17 protein-coding genes, 2 pseudogenes and 1 riboswitch are annotated in these 14,010 nt (G+C 65.7%); of the genes and pseudogenes, 6 read left to right on the forward strand and 13 right to left on the reverse strand.

All coding sequences use genetic code 11. The features are described from left to right. Positions 1-98 precede the first annotated feature (98 nt). Positions 99-291, forward strand: a riboswitch (cobalamin riboswitch). Positions 292-500: 209 nt separating this feature from the next. Beyond that, positions 501-2,429 carry a TonB-dependent receptor domain-containing protein gene (locus ACP26O_RS16500; protein ID WP_175663762.1) on the forward strand — a complete coding sequence of 643 codons (1,929 nt, stop codon included), beginning with the start codon at positions 501-503 and terminating at the stop codon, positions 2,427-2,429. Between the two features lie 62 nt (positions 2,430-2,491). Here the strand turns inward: ACP26O_RS16500 and ACP26O_RS16505 are convergent, their stop codons facing one another. Then, the gene (locus ACP26O_RS16505) at positions 2,492-3,130 is read right to left on the reverse strand and encodes a LysE family translocator (protein ID WP_175663761.1); all 639 of its coding nucleotides are present in this window, start codon (positions 3,128-3,130) and stop codon (positions 2,492-2,494) included. Positions 3,131-3,244: 114 nt separating this feature from the next. On the opposite strand from ACP26O_RS16505, the gene ACP26O_RS16510 reads away from it, so the two are divergent. Further along, positions 3,245-3,706: an Lrp/AsnC family transcriptional regulator gene (locus tag ACP26O_RS16510; protein ID WP_175663760.1), complete on the forward strand. Its 462-nt coding sequence runs from the start codon at positions 3,245-3,247 to the stop codon at positions 3,704-3,706. A gap of 63 nt (positions 3,707-3,769) precedes the next feature. Next, entirely contained in the window at positions 3,770-4,168 is a 399-nt protein-coding gene (locus tag ACP26O_RS16515; RefSeq protein WP_175655407.1) for a VOC family protein, read from the forward strand. 50 nt (positions 4,169-4,218) lie between these two features. On the opposite strand, the gene ACP26O_RS16520 is transcribed toward ACP26O_RS16515, so the two are convergent. Genes ACP26O_RS16520 through ACP26O_RS16530 form a run of 3 tightly spaced genes read right to left on the reverse strand, consistent with a single transcriptional unit; the run spans position 4,219 to position 6,036 of the window. Further along, entirely contained in the window at positions 4,219-4,566 is a 348-nt protein-coding gene (locus ACP26O_RS16520) for a copper-binding protein (protein ID WP_175663759.1), read from the reverse strand. Between the two features lie 37 nt (positions 4,567-4,603). Continuing rightward, entirely contained in the window at positions 4,604-5,395 is a 792-nt protein-coding gene (locus ACP26O_RS16525) for a DUF2182 domain-containing protein (RefSeq protein WP_175663758.1), read from the reverse strand. Continuing rightward, entirely contained in the window at positions 5,392-6,036 is a 645-nt protein-coding gene (locus ACP26O_RS16530) for a DUF1326 domain-containing protein (RefSeq protein WP_011658900.1), read from the reverse strand. Before ACP26O_RS16530 ends, ACP26O_RS16525 begins: the two co-directional genes overlap by 4 nt. A 272-nt stretch (positions 6,037-6,308) precedes the next feature. Here ACP26O_RS16530 and ACP26O_RS16535 point away from each other — a divergent pair, with 272 nt between their 5' ends. Continuing rightward, positions 6,309-7,472 carry an MFS transporter gene (locus tag ACP26O_RS16535; protein ID WP_175663757.1) on the forward strand — a complete coding sequence of 388 codons (1,164 nt, stop codon included), beginning with the start codon at positions 6,309-6,311 and terminating at the stop codon, positions 7,470-7,472. A gap of 23 nt (positions 7,473-7,495) precedes the next feature. On the opposite strand, the gene ACP26O_RS16540 is transcribed toward ACP26O_RS16535, so the two are convergent. From ACP26O_RS16540 to ACP26O_RS16550, 3 genes are all read right to left on the reverse strand, one after another. Further along, positions 7,496-7,744, reverse strand: coding sequence for a hypothetical protein (locus ACP26O_RS16540; protein ID WP_012366135.1), 249 nt, complete (start codon positions 7,742-7,744; stop codon positions 7,496-7,498). 275 nt (positions 7,745-8,019) lie between these two features. After that, entirely contained in the window at positions 8,020-8,550 is a 531-nt protein-coding gene (locus ACP26O_RS16545; RefSeq protein ID WP_175663756.1) for a transferase hexapeptide repeat family protein, read from the reverse strand. Positions 8,551-8,553: 3 nt separating this feature from the next. Continuing rightward, positions 8,554-8,958, reverse strand: a complete 405-nt coding sequence (locus tag ACP26O_RS16550; protein ID WP_175663755.1) for an FAD-binding protein — start codon at positions 8,956-8,958, stop codon at positions 8,554-8,556. Positions 8,959-9,065: 107 nt separating this feature from the next. On the opposite strand from ACP26O_RS16550, the pseudogene ACP26O_RS16555 reads away from it, so the two are divergent. Together ACP26O_RS16555 and ACP26O_RS16560 are read left to right on the forward strand one after the other, a co-directional pair. Next, positions 9,066-9,197: pseudogene (locus ACP26O_RS16555) on the forward strand (SDR family oxidoreductase); the annotation flags it as partial. A gap of 113 nt (positions 9,198-9,310) precedes the next feature. After that, on the forward strand, positions 9,311-10,108 hold the full coding sequence (locus tag ACP26O_RS16560) for an alpha/beta fold hydrolase (protein WP_105831109.1): 798 nt from the start codon (positions 9,311-9,313) through the stop codon (positions 10,106-10,108). 176 nt (positions 10,109-10,284) lie between these two features. Here the strand turns inward: ACP26O_RS16560 and infA are convergent, their stop codons facing one another. The 6 genes and pseudogenes from infA to ACP26O_RS16590 form a co-directional block, all read right to left on the reverse strand. Next, entirely contained in the window at positions 10,285-10,548 is a 264-nt protein-coding gene (infA, locus tag ACP26O_RS16565; protein ID WP_006751842.1) for a translation initiation factor IF-1, read from the reverse strand. 461 nt (positions 10,549-11,009) lie between these two features. After that, positions 11,010-11,213: a cold-shock protein gene (locus ACP26O_RS16570; RefSeq protein ID WP_006751843.1), complete on the reverse strand. Its 204-nt coding sequence runs from the start codon at positions 11,211-11,213 to the stop codon at positions 11,010-11,012. A 340-nt stretch (positions 11,214-11,553) separates the two neighbouring features. Continuing rightward, a pseudogene (locus ACP26O_RS16575) lies at positions 11,554-11,691 on the reverse strand (VOC family protein); the annotation flags it as partial. A 222-nt stretch (positions 11,692-11,913) separates the two neighbouring features. After that, complete coding sequence (locus tag ACP26O_RS16580; RefSeq protein ID WP_006753827.1) at positions 11,914-12,330, reverse strand: type II toxin-antitoxin system VapC family toxin; 417 nt, start codon at positions 12,328-12,330, stop codon at positions 11,914-11,916. Then, positions 12,317-12,553, reverse strand: a complete 237-nt coding sequence (locus tag ACP26O_RS16585; RefSeq protein ID WP_105831267.1) for a FitA-like ribbon-helix-helix domain-containing protein — start codon at positions 12,551-12,553, stop codon at positions 12,317-12,319. The genes ACP26O_RS16580 and ACP26O_RS16585 overlap by 14 nt, the downstream gene beginning before the upstream one ends. A gap of 251 nt (positions 12,554-12,804) precedes the next feature. Beyond that, positions 12,805-14,007 (reverse strand): glycosyltransferase family 87 protein, encoded by a 1,203-nt coding sequence (locus tag ACP26O_RS16590; RefSeq protein WP_244098955.1) that lies wholly within the window; start codon positions 14,005-14,007, stop codon positions 12,805-12,807. Positions 14,008-14,010 lie beyond the last annotated feature (3 nt).

The following is a 14,010-nucleotide window of genomic DNA, read 5'->3' on the forward strand; positions in this document are numbered from 1 at the left end:
TGCGCCAGAAAGAAAGGACTTCGAAAGCATTCGGCGAACACTGACGTTTTTTCGCATCCCGTCGGTCGCCGACGATTGACGCGCCGGAGCGCTCGCCATTACGCTTGCGCGCTGATGGTTCCCGGGAACGGGATCAAAAGGGAACGCAGGAGAGGCCGTGCCTCGAATCTGCGGCTGCCCCCGCAACTGTAAGCGGCGAATCCGCGCCACCCCACGCCACTGGGAAACCGGGAAGGCCGGCGCGGATGACGACCCGCGAGCCAGGAGACCTGCCATCGACCCGAGGTCCAAGCAGCCGCACCGGGCGGGGTGTCCCGATGCGCCAGCACCGCTTTGGCGGTTGCCCCGTTGCATGGACGGCCCGACCTCAGGACCCTTCAAATGTCCAACCTTTCCGCCTCCGCTTCCACGCCGGAAGCGTCGCGCCGTTGCGCCGCCGTCATGCGCGGCGTCTTCGCGCGCGCACGCCGTACCTGCAACACGCTCACGCCCGCCGCCTCATGAATCTTCGCCACCTTCTCGCCACGTCCGCCGCCACCGCGCTGCTCTCCCCGATCGCCCACGCCGCCGGCGATACGACAATCACGCAGCCGCGCCCGTCCGCGGACGGCACCGACCTGCCGACGATCGCCGTGACCGACACGCGGCATCTGCCCGAATCGTTCGACCAGCGCTATGCGACGACGCAGGTGCTCACGCGCGCCGATCTCGACCGGCTGTCGCCGAGCGAGCCGAGCATCACCCAGGCCCTCGCGATGCTGCCGGGCGTGACCGTCTCGCAGACCGGCGGCCCTGGCTCGTCCGCGTCGGTCAGCATCCGCGGCTCGTCGGCCAGCCAGGTCGCGGTATTCATCGACGGGATCCGGATCGGCTCGCCGACCACCGGCATCGCGCCGTGGGCCGACCTGCCGACCGAAGCGTTCGAGCGCGTCGAAGTGATTTCGGGGCCGGCCGCCGCATCATTCGGCGCGAACGCGATGGGCGGCGTCGTGCAGCTGTTCACGCGCCGCGCCGCCGGCCAGCCCAACCAGACGAGCGTGTCGTTCGGCGGCGGCTCGAACAAGACCTTCGACACGCAGTTGCGCACGTCGGGCACCGTGCCGTCGACGGGGCCGCTGGCCGCGCTCGGCGGGCTCACCTACTCGCTTGGCCTGCACTCGTACAACACCGCCGGCATCGACGCGACGCGGCCCGTGTTGCCGTACCACGAGGACGGCCGCAATCCCTACCACGCGCAGGATCTCGATGCGCGCCTCGGCTACGCGCGCGATAACTGGTCGATCTCGACGTTCGCGCTGTATCACCGCTCCGATTTGTCCTTCGACAACGCCGGCTATGCGAACCGCGAACTCGATCATCAGCTGACGACCGGCATCGCGTTCCATCTCGACATTACGCCCGACACGCAGTTCGACCAGTCGTTCGGTTATGCGAACGACCGCCAGTTCCTGTATGCGAGCGACCCGGCCATCCGCACTGACCGGATCGACTCGCAGCGCATCAGTTCGTCGACGTCGCTGACCCATCAGACGCACGGCTTCCACCTGTTCGGCCTGCCGCTGTCGGGCGAGACGAAGGTCGCGTACGACTTCACGCGCGAGCAGGCGTTTCTGCCGATCGATGTGCCGGACGGCGTGCCCACGCGCAACGATTCCGCGTTCTCGCTGCATCAGTCGGCGACGCTCGGCAGCGTGACGATGTTCGTCGCGGGCCGTCACGAGATCATCGCGGGGAAAGCCGTGAACACCGGCAACGCCGCGTTGTCGTGGGCGATCACGCCAGTCTATACGGCACGTGTGTCGTACGGCAATGCGTTTCGTCTCCCGACGTTCAACGACCTGTACTACCCCGGTTACGGCAATCCGAACCTGAATCCGGAGCGCAGCGATTCGGTCGAAGCCGCGCTCGATGCGAACACCGCGTACGGCACGTTCAGCGCCGCGATCTACGACACGCGCGTCAACAACCTGATCGCGTACAACCCGGCGACGTTCTCGCCGATGAACATCGGCCGTGCGCATATCCGCGGCATCGACCTGTCGTACAAGGGCACGCTCGGCCGCACGACGCCGGTGAGCATCGCGGTGGGGATTCTCAATCCGCAGGACGAAACCAACGACAGCTGGCTCAGCCGCCGGCCGCGCCAGACGGTCAGCGTGAACATCGACCACACGTGGGACGAACTGCACCTGCATGCACTGAGCACCGGCGCGTCGTTGAACTACGGCGGCACGACGTTCGACGATCCGGCCAACGCCACGTATCTGCCGTCGTATCTGACCGTGAACCTGCGTGCGTCGTACAAGATCAATGCGCACCTGACGGTGTCGGCGACGCTGTCGAACCTGTTCGACCGTCAGTACGTGACCGCGTACGGTTACAACACGCTCGGCCGCACTGCGTTCGGCAAGGTCAGCTATACGTTCTGATTGGGGCGGTCGCGGGCGTCGGTGCGGACAGGTTCGAGCGTTCGATCGCACCGCGGTGCGCGTCAGGACCACACGACGCCGTGTACGCCCGCAATCAACTGGATCGCGCCGAACACCGCGATCACGACGGCCGACACGCGCGACAGCCCGTGCATGAACGTGAGCGGCATCTTCGTGCGCAACGCGGCGGTCGCGCTGCTCAGGCACAGCCACCACGTCGCGGAACCGACGAACACGCCGGCGACCATCAGCGCGACGGTCGGCCCCATCGCATCGTCATGCGTGCCTGTCAGCGGGCCGAGTGCTGCGAAAATCCCGACGAACGACAGGATCGTCATCGGATTCGACAGCGTCAGGCCGAAGGTCGTCAGGAAATCGCGCAGCACAGTCGTGCGCGGCAAGTCGCGCTGTGCCGCCGATGCGGCCGGCGCCTGCCGTGCGATGGTCCAGGCCAGCCACACGAGGAACGCGCCGCCGCCGATTTTCAACGCGACGGTCAGCATCGGAAACGCAGTGACGATGCCGGCGACGCCCAGCGCGCCGAGCAGCCCGTAGATCGCATCGGCGCACGCAGCGCCGATGCCGGTGGCGAATCCCGCGTGAAAGCCTCGGCTCAGGCTGCGCTGGATGCACAGCATCCCGATCGGGCCGACCGGCACCGCGATCGACAATCCCATCACGACGGACTTGATGAACAACATGGCCGGCTCCTCGCGATTTCCCGTGGCTTCAACCGCATCGTAGGGAAAGTCCCGTCGCCGCTGAAGGCGGTTTTTAAGGAAAAATGGCGGCTTCACCTTAAAAACTCTACCGCGATGGACGAACTCGACTGGAAGGTACTCGCGCTGCTGCAGGCCAACGGCCGCATCAGCTACACGGAACTGGCACGTCAGGTTCATCTGTCGGTGCCGGCGGTGACGGAACGCGTGAAGCGCCTCGAATCGGCCGGCGTGATCGACGGCTACACGGCGCGGGTCAATCCGGCCGCGGCCGGGTACCCGGTGAGCGCGCTGATCGGCATCACGGTGCCGCAGCCGGCGAAGGCGAAATTCCTGAAGCTGCTCGAGACGATTCCCGAAGTGGTCGAGTGCCATCACGTGACGGGCGCGGATTCCTACGTGATGCGGTTCGTCGCAGTCAGCATGGCGCACCTCGAGCAACTGATCGAGCGCATCAACCTGTACGGCGAAACACGCACGTCGATCGTGATGTCGACGCCGCTGCCGGCGCGCGGGCTGGCGCGTCCGGCGGGTGCGAGCAAAGGTACTCGGGGGTGACACGATGCCCTGCGCCGAGCGATGCTGTGCCACGCGCACCTTGCACGAACCGGACAACCTGCCATGTCAGTGATCGGACTCAATCATTACAACTTGCGCGCGGATCGGGCGACGCTCGATACGCTGCGCGATTTCTACGTGAACGTCGTGGGCCTCGAGCTGGGATATCGTCCGCCGTTCCAGAGCGCCGGCTACTGGCTCTACGCTGGGGCGCAGGCGATCCTTCACCTGTCGCAAGCGCGGCCCGGCGAGGTACGGCCATCGCACGTCGTCAATACGTTCGACCATATGGCGTTTTCATGCGAAAACGCCGCCGACATGGAACGGCGTCTCACCGATGCGCAGGTTCAGTACTCGCGCAGATACGTGCCGCTCACGCGCCAGCTCCAGCTCTTTTTCGCCGACCCGGCCGGCAATGGCGTCGAGTTGAACTTCGCCGAGCCCGACCGCGATTTCCGGTGACGAATCGTCGTTGAGCGAACCGGCGGCTGACGCTTGTCACCAGACGCGCATCACGGCCGTTTCACAAGCGTCACGATCGTAAGCGTGCCGTTCACTCGTTCGACCCTAACCTTGACCTTGTCACCCACGTGCAGCGAATCGATCATCGCCGGGTCGCCGGCCTTGAATGCCATCGTCATCGGCGCCATCCCGACGTTCTCCAGCGCGCCGTGCTTCAACGTCACCATGCCGTGCGCCGCATCGATCCGTTTCACTTCGGCGTCGGTCAGCGCCGCATCCGACGCGGACATCTTCATGTCGCCCATGTTCATCCCGGACATGCTGTCGGCCGCGCGCACCGGCGTCGCCACGACGGCCATCGCACCAAGAATGGAGATGACGATGCATCGGATCTTCATCGGGATTCTCCCGGCTGCGGCAAATGACGAATGCGCGCTACACCAGCAACGTCGCGACCGCCCACGCAATCAGCACGACGCCCAGCACACGGCCGATGCGCTCGCCGCCGGGCAGCACCTTTTCGACCAGCACGAACAGTGACAACGCAACAATCCACACGACGTTCATCACGCCGCCGACGAACAGCAGCGCCATCAGCAGCCAGCAACAGCCCACGCAATACGCACCGTGGCGCACGCCGAGCAGGAAGCTGCCCGTGATGCCCGGCCGCCAGTACGTCGTGAGGAACCGAACCGGTGACCGGCATTGCCGCAAGCACGCCTGTTTCAGCGGCGAAAACTGGTAAATGCCGGCCAGCGCGAGGACGATCGCGGAGAGCACAGCGCTCTTCGACCACAGCATCATCCCGGAGATCAGGCCGGCAGGCTGCAGCAGCATCTGCAGCACGGCCGCGACGACCGAGAACGCGAACCACGATGCCAGATAGCCGGCCAGCAGGAACGTCGACGTGAATGCCGATCCGGCGCCCGCAGGATCGTGATGCCGCAGCACGCGCCGGTACAGCAGCACGAGCGGTGCCGCGCCGGGCGTCATCATCGCGATCATCATCACCCACCACATCAGGATCACGGTCGCCAGCGACGGGGCCATCGCGCCCATGTCGTCGGCCAGCCGATGCGGGAACAGTGCGACCGCCGTCATGTCGAGCGCCGACATGCCGGTGCCGGCCCCCGTCCACAGGTAGGCCCAGCACGCGCCGGCGAGCGCGGTCAAGCCGAGCAGCGTGACGACGCGCTCGCGCCCGAGGACATCGTCGACGGGGATCATGCCGTGACGCGATGCCGGATCAGCCCGTGATTGTTCAGATGCAGTCGTGCGAACTGCGCGTAGCTGCCCTTGAGATCCAGCTCGATGTTGCCGTGCGACCGGCCGGTACCCGAACCGATCTCGGCCAGCTCGTATTCGAAGCCGTGCGGCAGGTCGATCCGTGCGCGATGTTCGGCGCCCGTCACCGGATTGCGGATCGGTTCGCCGACGATGTCGAACACGCCGTCGACGCTGATCCGGCCGCGCCGCGCATCGACATCGACGTCGAACTCGATCTTCGCGAAGATCGGATCGTACGCCTGCTCGAGCGTCGACGCGAACACGGAGAACATCGTCGCGAATGGATCGGTATCCTGACCGGTCATGATCTTCAGCACGGCCTCGCATTGCGCGGGGCTTGCGCGATTGTCGACGATCGGCTGACAGCGGCCGTGGCCTTCGTGAATCGGCCCGGGCCACTGGAACACGACCGCGATCCGCACGCCGTCGAGCACCACGTCGCCGTAGTGACCGCTGTCGATCGAAATCGCACCCATTGCTTCGCAGTTGCCATGCGTCGGCAGCGAATTGAACTGGCAGGGACAACCGTATGAGCAATTGCAGTTCATTAGTTCGGTTCCCTGAATCTCCCACGGCGTCATGGCTTCACCTCGCTCGGTCGGCGATACGTAACGTTTCGAATCTAGTGCACCCCACGGGGGAAAGCAAAATAAGTGCGATGCGCGTCGAATGTCGGTAAAAACGGCGTCCCCGCGGCGCGCAATGACACGTGCAATCGAGCGTGTTCGGGCCATGTCGGACAAAAGCCGATGCCCTTGTTGCATCGCCACGAATGCGGGCATTCCGCATCGGTCCTGGTCCATACTGTCTCGCAATCGACCACTCCCCGACCGTCGTCGCGCGGTTGGCTGTCATGCGCGTTCATAGTGCATTGCTCTTTCTCGTCGGCACCCTGCTAACCGCGGGCGGCTACGGCGCCACGTTCCTGCTGTCGATGCGTTTTCGCATGATCGGCGGCAGCGATCTCGATACCGGCGCGGCCCTGGCCGCCGCGACGGTCGGCACCTTCGCCGGCCTGTCGGTGGTCGGCTGGTTCTCGCGGCAGATCGGCGCCGCGCGAATCGCCGCGTTGTCGTCGCTGTGCATCGGTGCCGGCATCGTGGGTTTCGCACTCGTCGGACGTGCGCCGTCGGCCGACTTGCTGTCCGGCTTCCTGGTCGGCTTCGGCTGGGGCGCGTTTCATCTGGCCGCGCCGATGTCGCTCGCTGAACGCACCAGCGGCGCCGCGCGAAACGTATGGTTCTTCCGCTCGTCCACCTTCCAGATGACGGGCATCGGCGCAGCGCCGGCATTTGCCGCGTATGCGATGCGGGTGCTCCACTGGTCGATCGACGACACGCTTTACGCGGTCGGCGCGCTGTGCGCGCTCGCGTCGCTGATGCTGGAGGCGTTCGGCCGCCTGTGCCCGCGCCCGGCCGCCGCCGCGTCCGGCGGCCGCTGGGTGCGCGACCTTCGCGCCATCTCGCGCACGCGCGCGGCCGTGCCGATCGCGATGATCGCGCTCGGCACCTGCGTGTTCTCGGGCCTGATGACGTTCCAGATGTCGTTCATGCAAGGCACGCAAGCGCGCCCGGGCACATTCTTCAGCCTTTACACGGTGACGGTCGTGACCGCGCGCTGGCTGCTCGGCAAATGGGTGCGAATGGCGCGTCCGGAAATCGCGACCAAAGGATTGCTCGTGACGATGTTGCTCGGGGCGCTCGCGATGTTCGGCGCGTCCGCGCACGCGTCGTTCCAGTCGATCGCGGCGGTACTGCTCGGCGCCGGCTACGGGCTCGTGTACCCGGTCATTCAGGCGCAGGCGCTCAACGATTGCCCGCCCACGCAACAGCACGGCGTGCTCACGTGGTTCGTCGCGTCGTATTTCATCGGCACGTTCGGCTTTCCGTCCGTCGGCGGTTGGGTGATGGTGCACGCCGGCAAGGGGGCGTTGCTGATGCTCATCGCGAGCTGTGGTTTCGCGGCGCTGTCGCTCGCATTCCTGCACGACCGGCCGGCGGCCGCGCGCATGCAATGAGCGGCAGCGCGATGCCGCGGCGGCTAACTGGATTTCTTCGGCGCGCGAGCGACGGAGAACCACGCCATCGCCGCGCCCGCGACCCACGCGCAGGTCACCAGCAGGTCGAAGTCCATCATCGCCTCGAAATTCGCACTGTTCTCGAAGCTGCAATGCCGGCCGTGAAGGAATTCGATGCAACCGCTGACGACCCACTGGACGTGCATGAATACGTGATAGACGGCGAAGGCCGAAGCGATGACGGCGACGCGCAGGGGTATAGTCGTTTTCATTCGGCGCCGGAGGCGGTAGGCTGATCTGACGCCGATCTTAAGACAACGACGCCGCATCAGGCAATCGATCCCGCGCGAACGTCATGACCGGCATGCACGATAGCGAATCGCCATCCGCATAAACCCCGAGAAAATCGATGTCCGAACCTCACACGATCGTGCTGATTGTCGATCCCGAATACGGTGAGCGGATTCGTGCGGTTGTCGCGGGCGTTCGGCACGTGTGGGTCGTGACGTGACATGACCTGAACGATGCGGCCGTCGATGCGCGCCGCTTACGCGTCGTCGATCTGCCGGAGCGTCTTCAGGCAATCCACCGCGAGCTGCTGATAGACCCGCGTGCCATTCGCCTTCGCCGCGATCTCCGCGTCGCTCAGCCGCCGCACCACGCGCCCCGGCACGCCCGCGAGCAGCACGCCGCGCGGCACGTCGTAGCCGGCCGTCACGAATGCGCACGCGGCGACGATCGTCGTCGCGCCGATCATCGCTCCGTCCATCACGACCGCGTTCATCCCGATCATCGTGTCCGGTTCCAGCGTCGCGCCGTGCACGATCGCACCATGGCCGATGTGGCTGTTCATGCCGAGCCGGCACGTCTCGCCGATGCCGACGTGCAGCACGCAACCGTCCTGCACGTTGCTGCCGTCGTCGACGACGATCGTGCCGAAATCGCCGCGCAGGCTCGTATGCGGGCCGATGTAGCAGCGCGGGCCGATCGTCACGTCGCCGATCACGACCGCGCTCGGATGAACGTACGCAGATGGATCGACGCGCGGGCGCATGCCGTTGAATTCGAACAGCGGCATCGCTCAGAGCACCGCGGCCGCTTCGGGCACGAGCGTGAACAGGTCGCCGACGAGGCCGTAATCGGCCACGCTGAAGATCTGCGCTTCGGGATCCTTATTGATCGCGACGATCACCTTCGAATCCTTCATGCCGGCCAGATGCTGGATCGCATCCGAGATGCCGACCTCAATGTACAGCTGCGGCGCGACGATCTTGCCGGTCTGGCCGATATGGTAGTCGTTCGGCACGTAGCCAGTGTCGACTGCGGCGCGCGATGCGCCCAGCCCGGCGCGCGACATTCTCGTCGAACTGGGCTGGCAACGGCTCGTCGGCGGGCAGGAGGACATGATCGAGGATGCGGCGCTGACGATGGTTCGGGCTCGGGCGGTGGCGGCGTAATCACCCGACCCGACCGTATCGGGCGGCATCCCCCGATACGGCTGCAGTCACGCGGAACGGGGCGCGATGCGCCCCGTTTCTCTTCTGTAGTCGCGCACAAACGGCGTAAACGGCCGGCCGTCGGCCGGCGTCGGCAGCCAGTTCGACGGCCTTCGGCCGCGTGGGCGAGCCCGACGACATCGGGCCGATGATCGCGTCGCTGCTGTCGGACGACAACCGCTGGGTGAACGGGCAGCGCATCGAGGTGTCGGGCGGAATGGCGCTCTGACTGTTGACTTTCGCCGATCGGCCCGATACGATCGATGCACTTTCAAGACGCCCTCCCGGTCCGCCGGGAGGGCGTTTCGTTTTGGTTCGCCAACCAAAAGGAAATCCCTTGAAATGACCCGTATCGACACCCTCGCCTCTCGTCCGAACAGCGGCCTCGGCTACCTGCAGCACGGCACGGGCCCCGAATGCGTGATGGTCATGCACGACTGGCTCGGCGACCATACGAACTACGCGGCACTGCTGCCGTATCTCGACCAAGCGGCGTTCACATACGTGTTCGTCGACCTGCGCGGCTATGGCGAATCCATCCACCTGACCGGTGCCTGTACCATCGACGAGATTTCGGCCGACTGCCTGGCGCTCGCGGATCGCCTCGGCTGGCAGCGCTTTCACGTGATCGGCCATTCGATGACCGGCATGGCGACACAACGGCTCGCCGCCGACGCGCCATCGCGCATCAAGAGCGCGATTGCCGTGTGCCCGGTGTCAGCGGCCGGCAATCGCCTGAACGACGACGCGCGCGCATTCTTCGCGAGCACGGCCGTCAATGACGATGCGTTTCGCCGGCTCGTGCGATTCGTGACGGGTGGATTGTCGGCGCGCTGGGCCGATTTGAAGTTGCGGCAGAACCGCGAACGCGTGGCGCCGGATTACCGGCTCGCGTATCTCGACATGCTGACCGGAACGGATTTCGTCGACGACATACGCGGGCTCGACACGCGCTTTCTGGTGATCGTCGGCGACAAGGATCCGGGGCTCGACGAAGCGGCGATGCAGGCGACGTTTCTGGCGTGGCATCCGAACGCGCGGCTCGTGACGATACCGAATTGCGGGCACTACCCGATGCAGGAATGTCCGCCGTATTTTGCGATGATCGTCGAGGATTTCCTGCGGGACGCGGCCCCTTGAGCGTTGCGCACGCGCGGTGGCCGGTAAAGGCGGGGCTGGCCGCCGCGGCATGACGACGCCGCCGACGACCGGTGAACGGCACGCGATGTGTCGTCCATCCTATTCGTCCGGCCTGATCGGCCGGACGGGATTCGATCAGCGAGCCTGTGCTGCCTGCTTGCGCCGATCGTTGCCGATTAGCGACGCGGTTGCCCGCTGCGCGGCGGACGCGTCGAATTCGCGTCCTTGTGACGGAAGTTGATGCGCCCCTTCGTCAGGTCGTACATCGACAGTTCCAGCGTCACACGATCACCCGCGAGAATGCGGATGTGGTTCTTGCGCATGCGGCCCGACGCGTACGCGCCGACCACAACGCCGTTTTCCAGCGTGACACGGTATTTGCTGTCCGGCAGCACTTCGTCGACGATTCCGTCCAGTTCCAACAGTTCTTCTTTTGCCAAACCAATTCCTCCAGAGAAGGTAAATGACCGCGGCCACGGCGAGCTCACCGGCGCCGTGGCCCGCAACGGGACGGCCGCCGGCAGGATGCCGGGTTTCAATTCGTTCAGACGGGCGACGGGCCCATCTTGCAGTCGGAGCCCGGCGCATTGCGGCGGTCGGGCGGTCAGTGGCGGCGGTGCGATCAGCACCGCGCAAAGTCGGGACCGTGCCATGTGCGGCATGGCGACGGCCTACGGGTTGCAGCATGGGCCGCTGGCGACGCGGCGAGCGCTTCGCGAGGGCGTTGAATCGCACGTCGTACGGACCTGCGATGAATGAGGGAAGCACACGACCGATGCATCGTGTATACCGCGATGCATCGGTCGTGTGCGTCGGAACGCGCAGGACACCGGCTTGGGCCGGCATCCGCGCGAGCTCCGTCCGGCAGCGGCCGCCATTCGGCGGCCGGTGCCGACACGGCTTACTGCGGCGTGATGTTCGACGCTTGCAGGCCCTTCGGGCCACGCTTCACTTCGTAGCTGACTTTCTGACCTTCGGCCAGGGTCTTGAAGCCCGTGCCGCGAATTTCAGAAAAATGGGCGAACAGATCGTCGCCGCCGTTGTCCGGGGAGATGAAACCAAAGCCCTTGGTTTCGTTGAACCACTTGACGGTACCGGTATCCACAAATACTTCCTTAATACGATTGAGAACAGCGCCCGCAACGGGCACAGAAAGAATCAAAGAGGGAGAGACCAACGACTGCCGCACAATGTGCAGTGCGGCCAATGATGAGCAATCGAACTTCTTGAAGACTTCGGTCTCGGACACTACGCGGTACCGGCCGATCCGTCAAGCTCTTTTCGATGCGGCGCACGCACGCGCCAGCGTGTCCGCCTTGCCTGGCGGGCCTCTGCGGCAATCGGGAGGGAGTAACGATTCCCTCCCCTTTTTCTGCCGCGCGCCGCCGTTACAGCGGTTCGAACACGTGATGCAGCGCCGGCGGTGTCCCGCCGTCGCCGATCGGCTCGTCCATCTTCAGGTACAGCGCGCCGTCGGGCGCGTCTAGCGCTTGCATGCCCAGCCTGTCTTGCGCGTAGCGGCGCCACGCGTCGACGCGGGTCGCCTCCACGACGACGTAGCCGAGCGCACGGACATCGATCATGTCGGCCTCCGCCAGGTTCAGAATCCGTTGTTCGTGAAAGGATTCTGGCCAGTCGGGGGAGGCGTCACATCGTCTGTTGGGACGAGAGGCGGAGGGGATTTGGCGGGGAGTTGGTGGAAATCGGGGCGCGGAGGCGCGCCCCGCGTAAGCCCGGTGGAACGGGCTATGCGCGACGGAGAATGCGGGAAGCTGGGCGGGTTGCCGCGATGCGCGCGACTTCGATCAATCGAACGGGTTCAGCAGCCGGACGCCGGTGCGAGCGAAATCGTCGACATTGCGGGTAACGACCGTCAGATCGTTGATCAGCGCGGTGGCCGCGATCAGGTGATCGAGGGCGTGCGCCGGATCGGGCACGCGCAAATGGCCCCACATCTGCGCGGTCTCGATATCGACCGGCAGGATGTTCGACGCATAGCCGGACAGGATCGTCGCCATCCATGCCTCGAGCGCCGACGCCTGCGGATGATCGCCGCGATGGCGGATCAGGTCGACGCCGCGCCGCAGTTCGGCCACCGTCACGACCGACAGGTAAAGCGGACTCGCGTCGGCCTCCGCCTGCCTGAAGAACGCGCGCACGCCGCGGTTGGTTCGCTTGCCCTTTCTGATCTCGCTGATGACGTTCGTATCAATCAAAAACACGCCTGACCTCGCCGGAATCCTGAACACGTTGGAAATCCGCGTCTTCGCCGACGTCCGGCATGCTCATCAGCACGTGCGCGAATGTCCGTCGCTTCGGCCGGCCGAGCGCCTCGGCCAGAATGGCCCGATGTTCGGCCTCGGCGCTCCTGCCGTTGGCCGCGGCCTGCTCGCGCAGGCTCTGAACGATACTGTCATCCACGTTACGCACCAGAAGATTTGCCATAGGTACCTCCATCCAGATTGCTATCAATGATAGCGCCGCGACGGTGAATTGCAAGCATTGCTATCATCGGGACGACCAGATGGAAGACGGAAGTCGGCGCGGGCCGGCGGCAGCAGGCGACAGAAGGTCTCTCGTTCCGCCGCTGGCCCGACGCGTCGAGCTGCTGTCGTGCACGGTAAGCCGAATCGAGGCGATGAAAAAGACGGCCGAATGGCCATGCACCGGCGGGCGGCCGACGCAGATGCGCGTCGTCAGGCGCGCAATTGCGTCGAATCCGACGCGCGCCGTACGACCATCACCAGCACCGCCATCAGGACCGCGGCCGCAACCGGCCACATCGTGCCGGCGATGACCGAGGCGAACGCCTGGGCGGGCGCGATCCACGCGAGTGCCAGCACGACCGATTCGAGCCGGTTCGGCCGAACGTTCCGGCAGTCGAGCAACAGGAAGGTCAGCGGCAACACCAGCCACAGCAGGTCGTAATACATGTAGTACGGCTGCGCCAGCAGCGTCGCCGCGGCCAGTGCCGCCGCGCGCAGTTCGAAGCGGGCCGCGCGCCGCGTCCAGACGTACACGACGGCCGCGGCGGCAGCCACCGCGACGCACATCTGCACGCCGTACGCGAGCTGGACCGACAGGCCCGCGGCCCGCGCGCCCCCGACCATCGACGGCATGCCGCGCCACAGCGTCTCGCCGTGCTCGACCACACCGCGGTTGAAGACGGGCAGGAACGCAAGAAACGCGCTCCACGCCTGCAATCCGAACACGGCCACCGAGGTCGCGACGATCGCGGCACTGAACAAGCCCGCCGACACCAGCGCTTTCCAGTGCCGCCCGCAGATCAGCGCCAGCGGGAACAGCACGCCGTATTGCGGCTTCACGACCAGGATCGCGATGAAGGCGCCGGCGATGACCGGACGCGATCGCAACAGCAGCAACGCCGCTGCGGCCGCCGTGACGGTCAGGAACGCGTTCTGCATCGAGAGCGCGGCGCCGATGAAGCCCGGAAATGCGGCCACCACCATCCGCCACTGACCGTCGAGCGGGCGCGTCAGCCGCGCGACGACGGCCGCGTAGCATACGATCGCCAGTACGCCGAACAGCACGAGAGCGGGCACGAACGGCAGCAGGCCGAACGGGATGACGACGAGCAGGAAGGTCGGCGGATACGGCCAGGGCGCGAAATTATCGAACGGCCGGAGCGCGGCCTCGATCGGCTGGATCCATTGCGGCGAGAAGATCGCCGTCGGGCCGTGCTCCAGCGCGACCCGCGCCGTCGCCCAGAATATCGCGAAGTCCGACCCGACCATTGGCGCGGACCGGTCGTGCAACCCGTAATAGCGGATCGCCCAGACGACGAGGAACAGCAATTGCAACACGAGCGCCGCCGCGGCATACGTTGCGACACGCCGCGCATCGACCATGCGATCGTCCGACCCGCGTATCGTCTCCATCGC

Source organism: Burkholderia sp. R-40 (assembly GCF_049942845.1).
In the GTDB taxonomy this organism is placed as follows: Bacteria; Pseudomonadota; Gammaproteobacteria; order Burkholderiales; family Burkholderiaceae; genus Burkholderia; species Burkholderia ambifaria.

What these genes read in the sequence shown, in the direction of transcription:
- ACP26O_RS16520 (WP_175663759.1), bottom strand. Translation starts at nt 4,566, where the DNA reads ATGAAGATCCGATGCATCGTCATCTCCATTCTTGGTGCGATGGCCGTC.
- ACP26O_RS16500 (WP_175663762.1), top strand. Translation starts at nt 501, where the DNA reads ATGAATCTTCGCCACCTTCTCGCCACGTCCGCCGCCACCGCGCTGCTC.
- ACP26O_RS16590 (WP_244098955.1), bottom strand. Translation starts at nt 14,007, where the DNA reads ATGGAGACGATACGCGGGTCGGACGATCGCATGGTCGATGCGCGGCGT.
- ACP26O_RS16545 (WP_175663756.1), bottom strand. Translation starts at nt 8,550, where the DNA reads ATGCCGCTGTTCGAATTCAACGGCATGCGCCCGCGCGTCGATCCATCT.
- ACP26O_RS16530 (WP_011658900.1), bottom strand. Translation starts at nt 6,036, where the DNA reads ATGACGCCGTGGGAGATTCAGGGAACCGAACTAATGAACTGCAATTGC.
- ACP26O_RS16510 (WP_175663760.1), top strand. Translation starts at nt 3,245, where the DNA reads ATGGACGAACTCGACTGGAAGGTACTCGCGCTGCTGCAGGCCAACGGC.
- ACP26O_RS16550 (WP_175663755.1), bottom strand. Translation starts at nt 8,958, where the DNA reads ATGCCGCCCGATACGGTCGGGTCGGGTGATTACGCCGCCACCGCCCGA.
- ACP26O_RS16585 (WP_105831267.1), bottom strand. Translation starts at nt 12,553, where the DNA reads ATGGCAAATCTTCTGGTGCGTAACGTGGATGACAGTATCGTTCAGAGC.
- ACP26O_RS16525 (WP_175663758.1), bottom strand. Translation starts at nt 5,395, where the DNA reads ATGATCCCCGTCGACGATGTCCTCGGGCGCGAGCGCGTCGTCACGCTG.
- ACP26O_RS16535 (WP_175663757.1), top strand. Translation starts at nt 6,309, where the DNA reads ATGCGCGTTCATAGTGCATTGCTCTTTCTCGTCGGCACCCTGCTAACC.
- ACP26O_RS16505 (WP_175663761.1), bottom strand. Translation starts at nt 3,130, where the DNA reads ATGTTGTTCATCAAGTCCGTCGTGATGGGATTGTCGATCGCGGTGCCG.
- ACP26O_RS16540 (WP_012366135.1), bottom strand. Translation starts at nt 7,744, where the DNA reads ATGAAAACGACTATACCCCTGCGCGTCGCCGTCATCGCTTCGGCCTTC.
- ACP26O_RS16560 (WP_105831109.1), top strand. Translation starts at nt 9,311, where the DNA reads ATGACCCGTATCGACACCCTCGCCTCTCGTCCGAACAGCGGCCTCGGC.
- ACP26O_RS16515 (WP_175655407.1), top strand. Translation starts at nt 3,770, where the DNA reads ATGTCAGTGATCGGACTCAATCATTACAACTTGCGCGCGGATCGGGCG.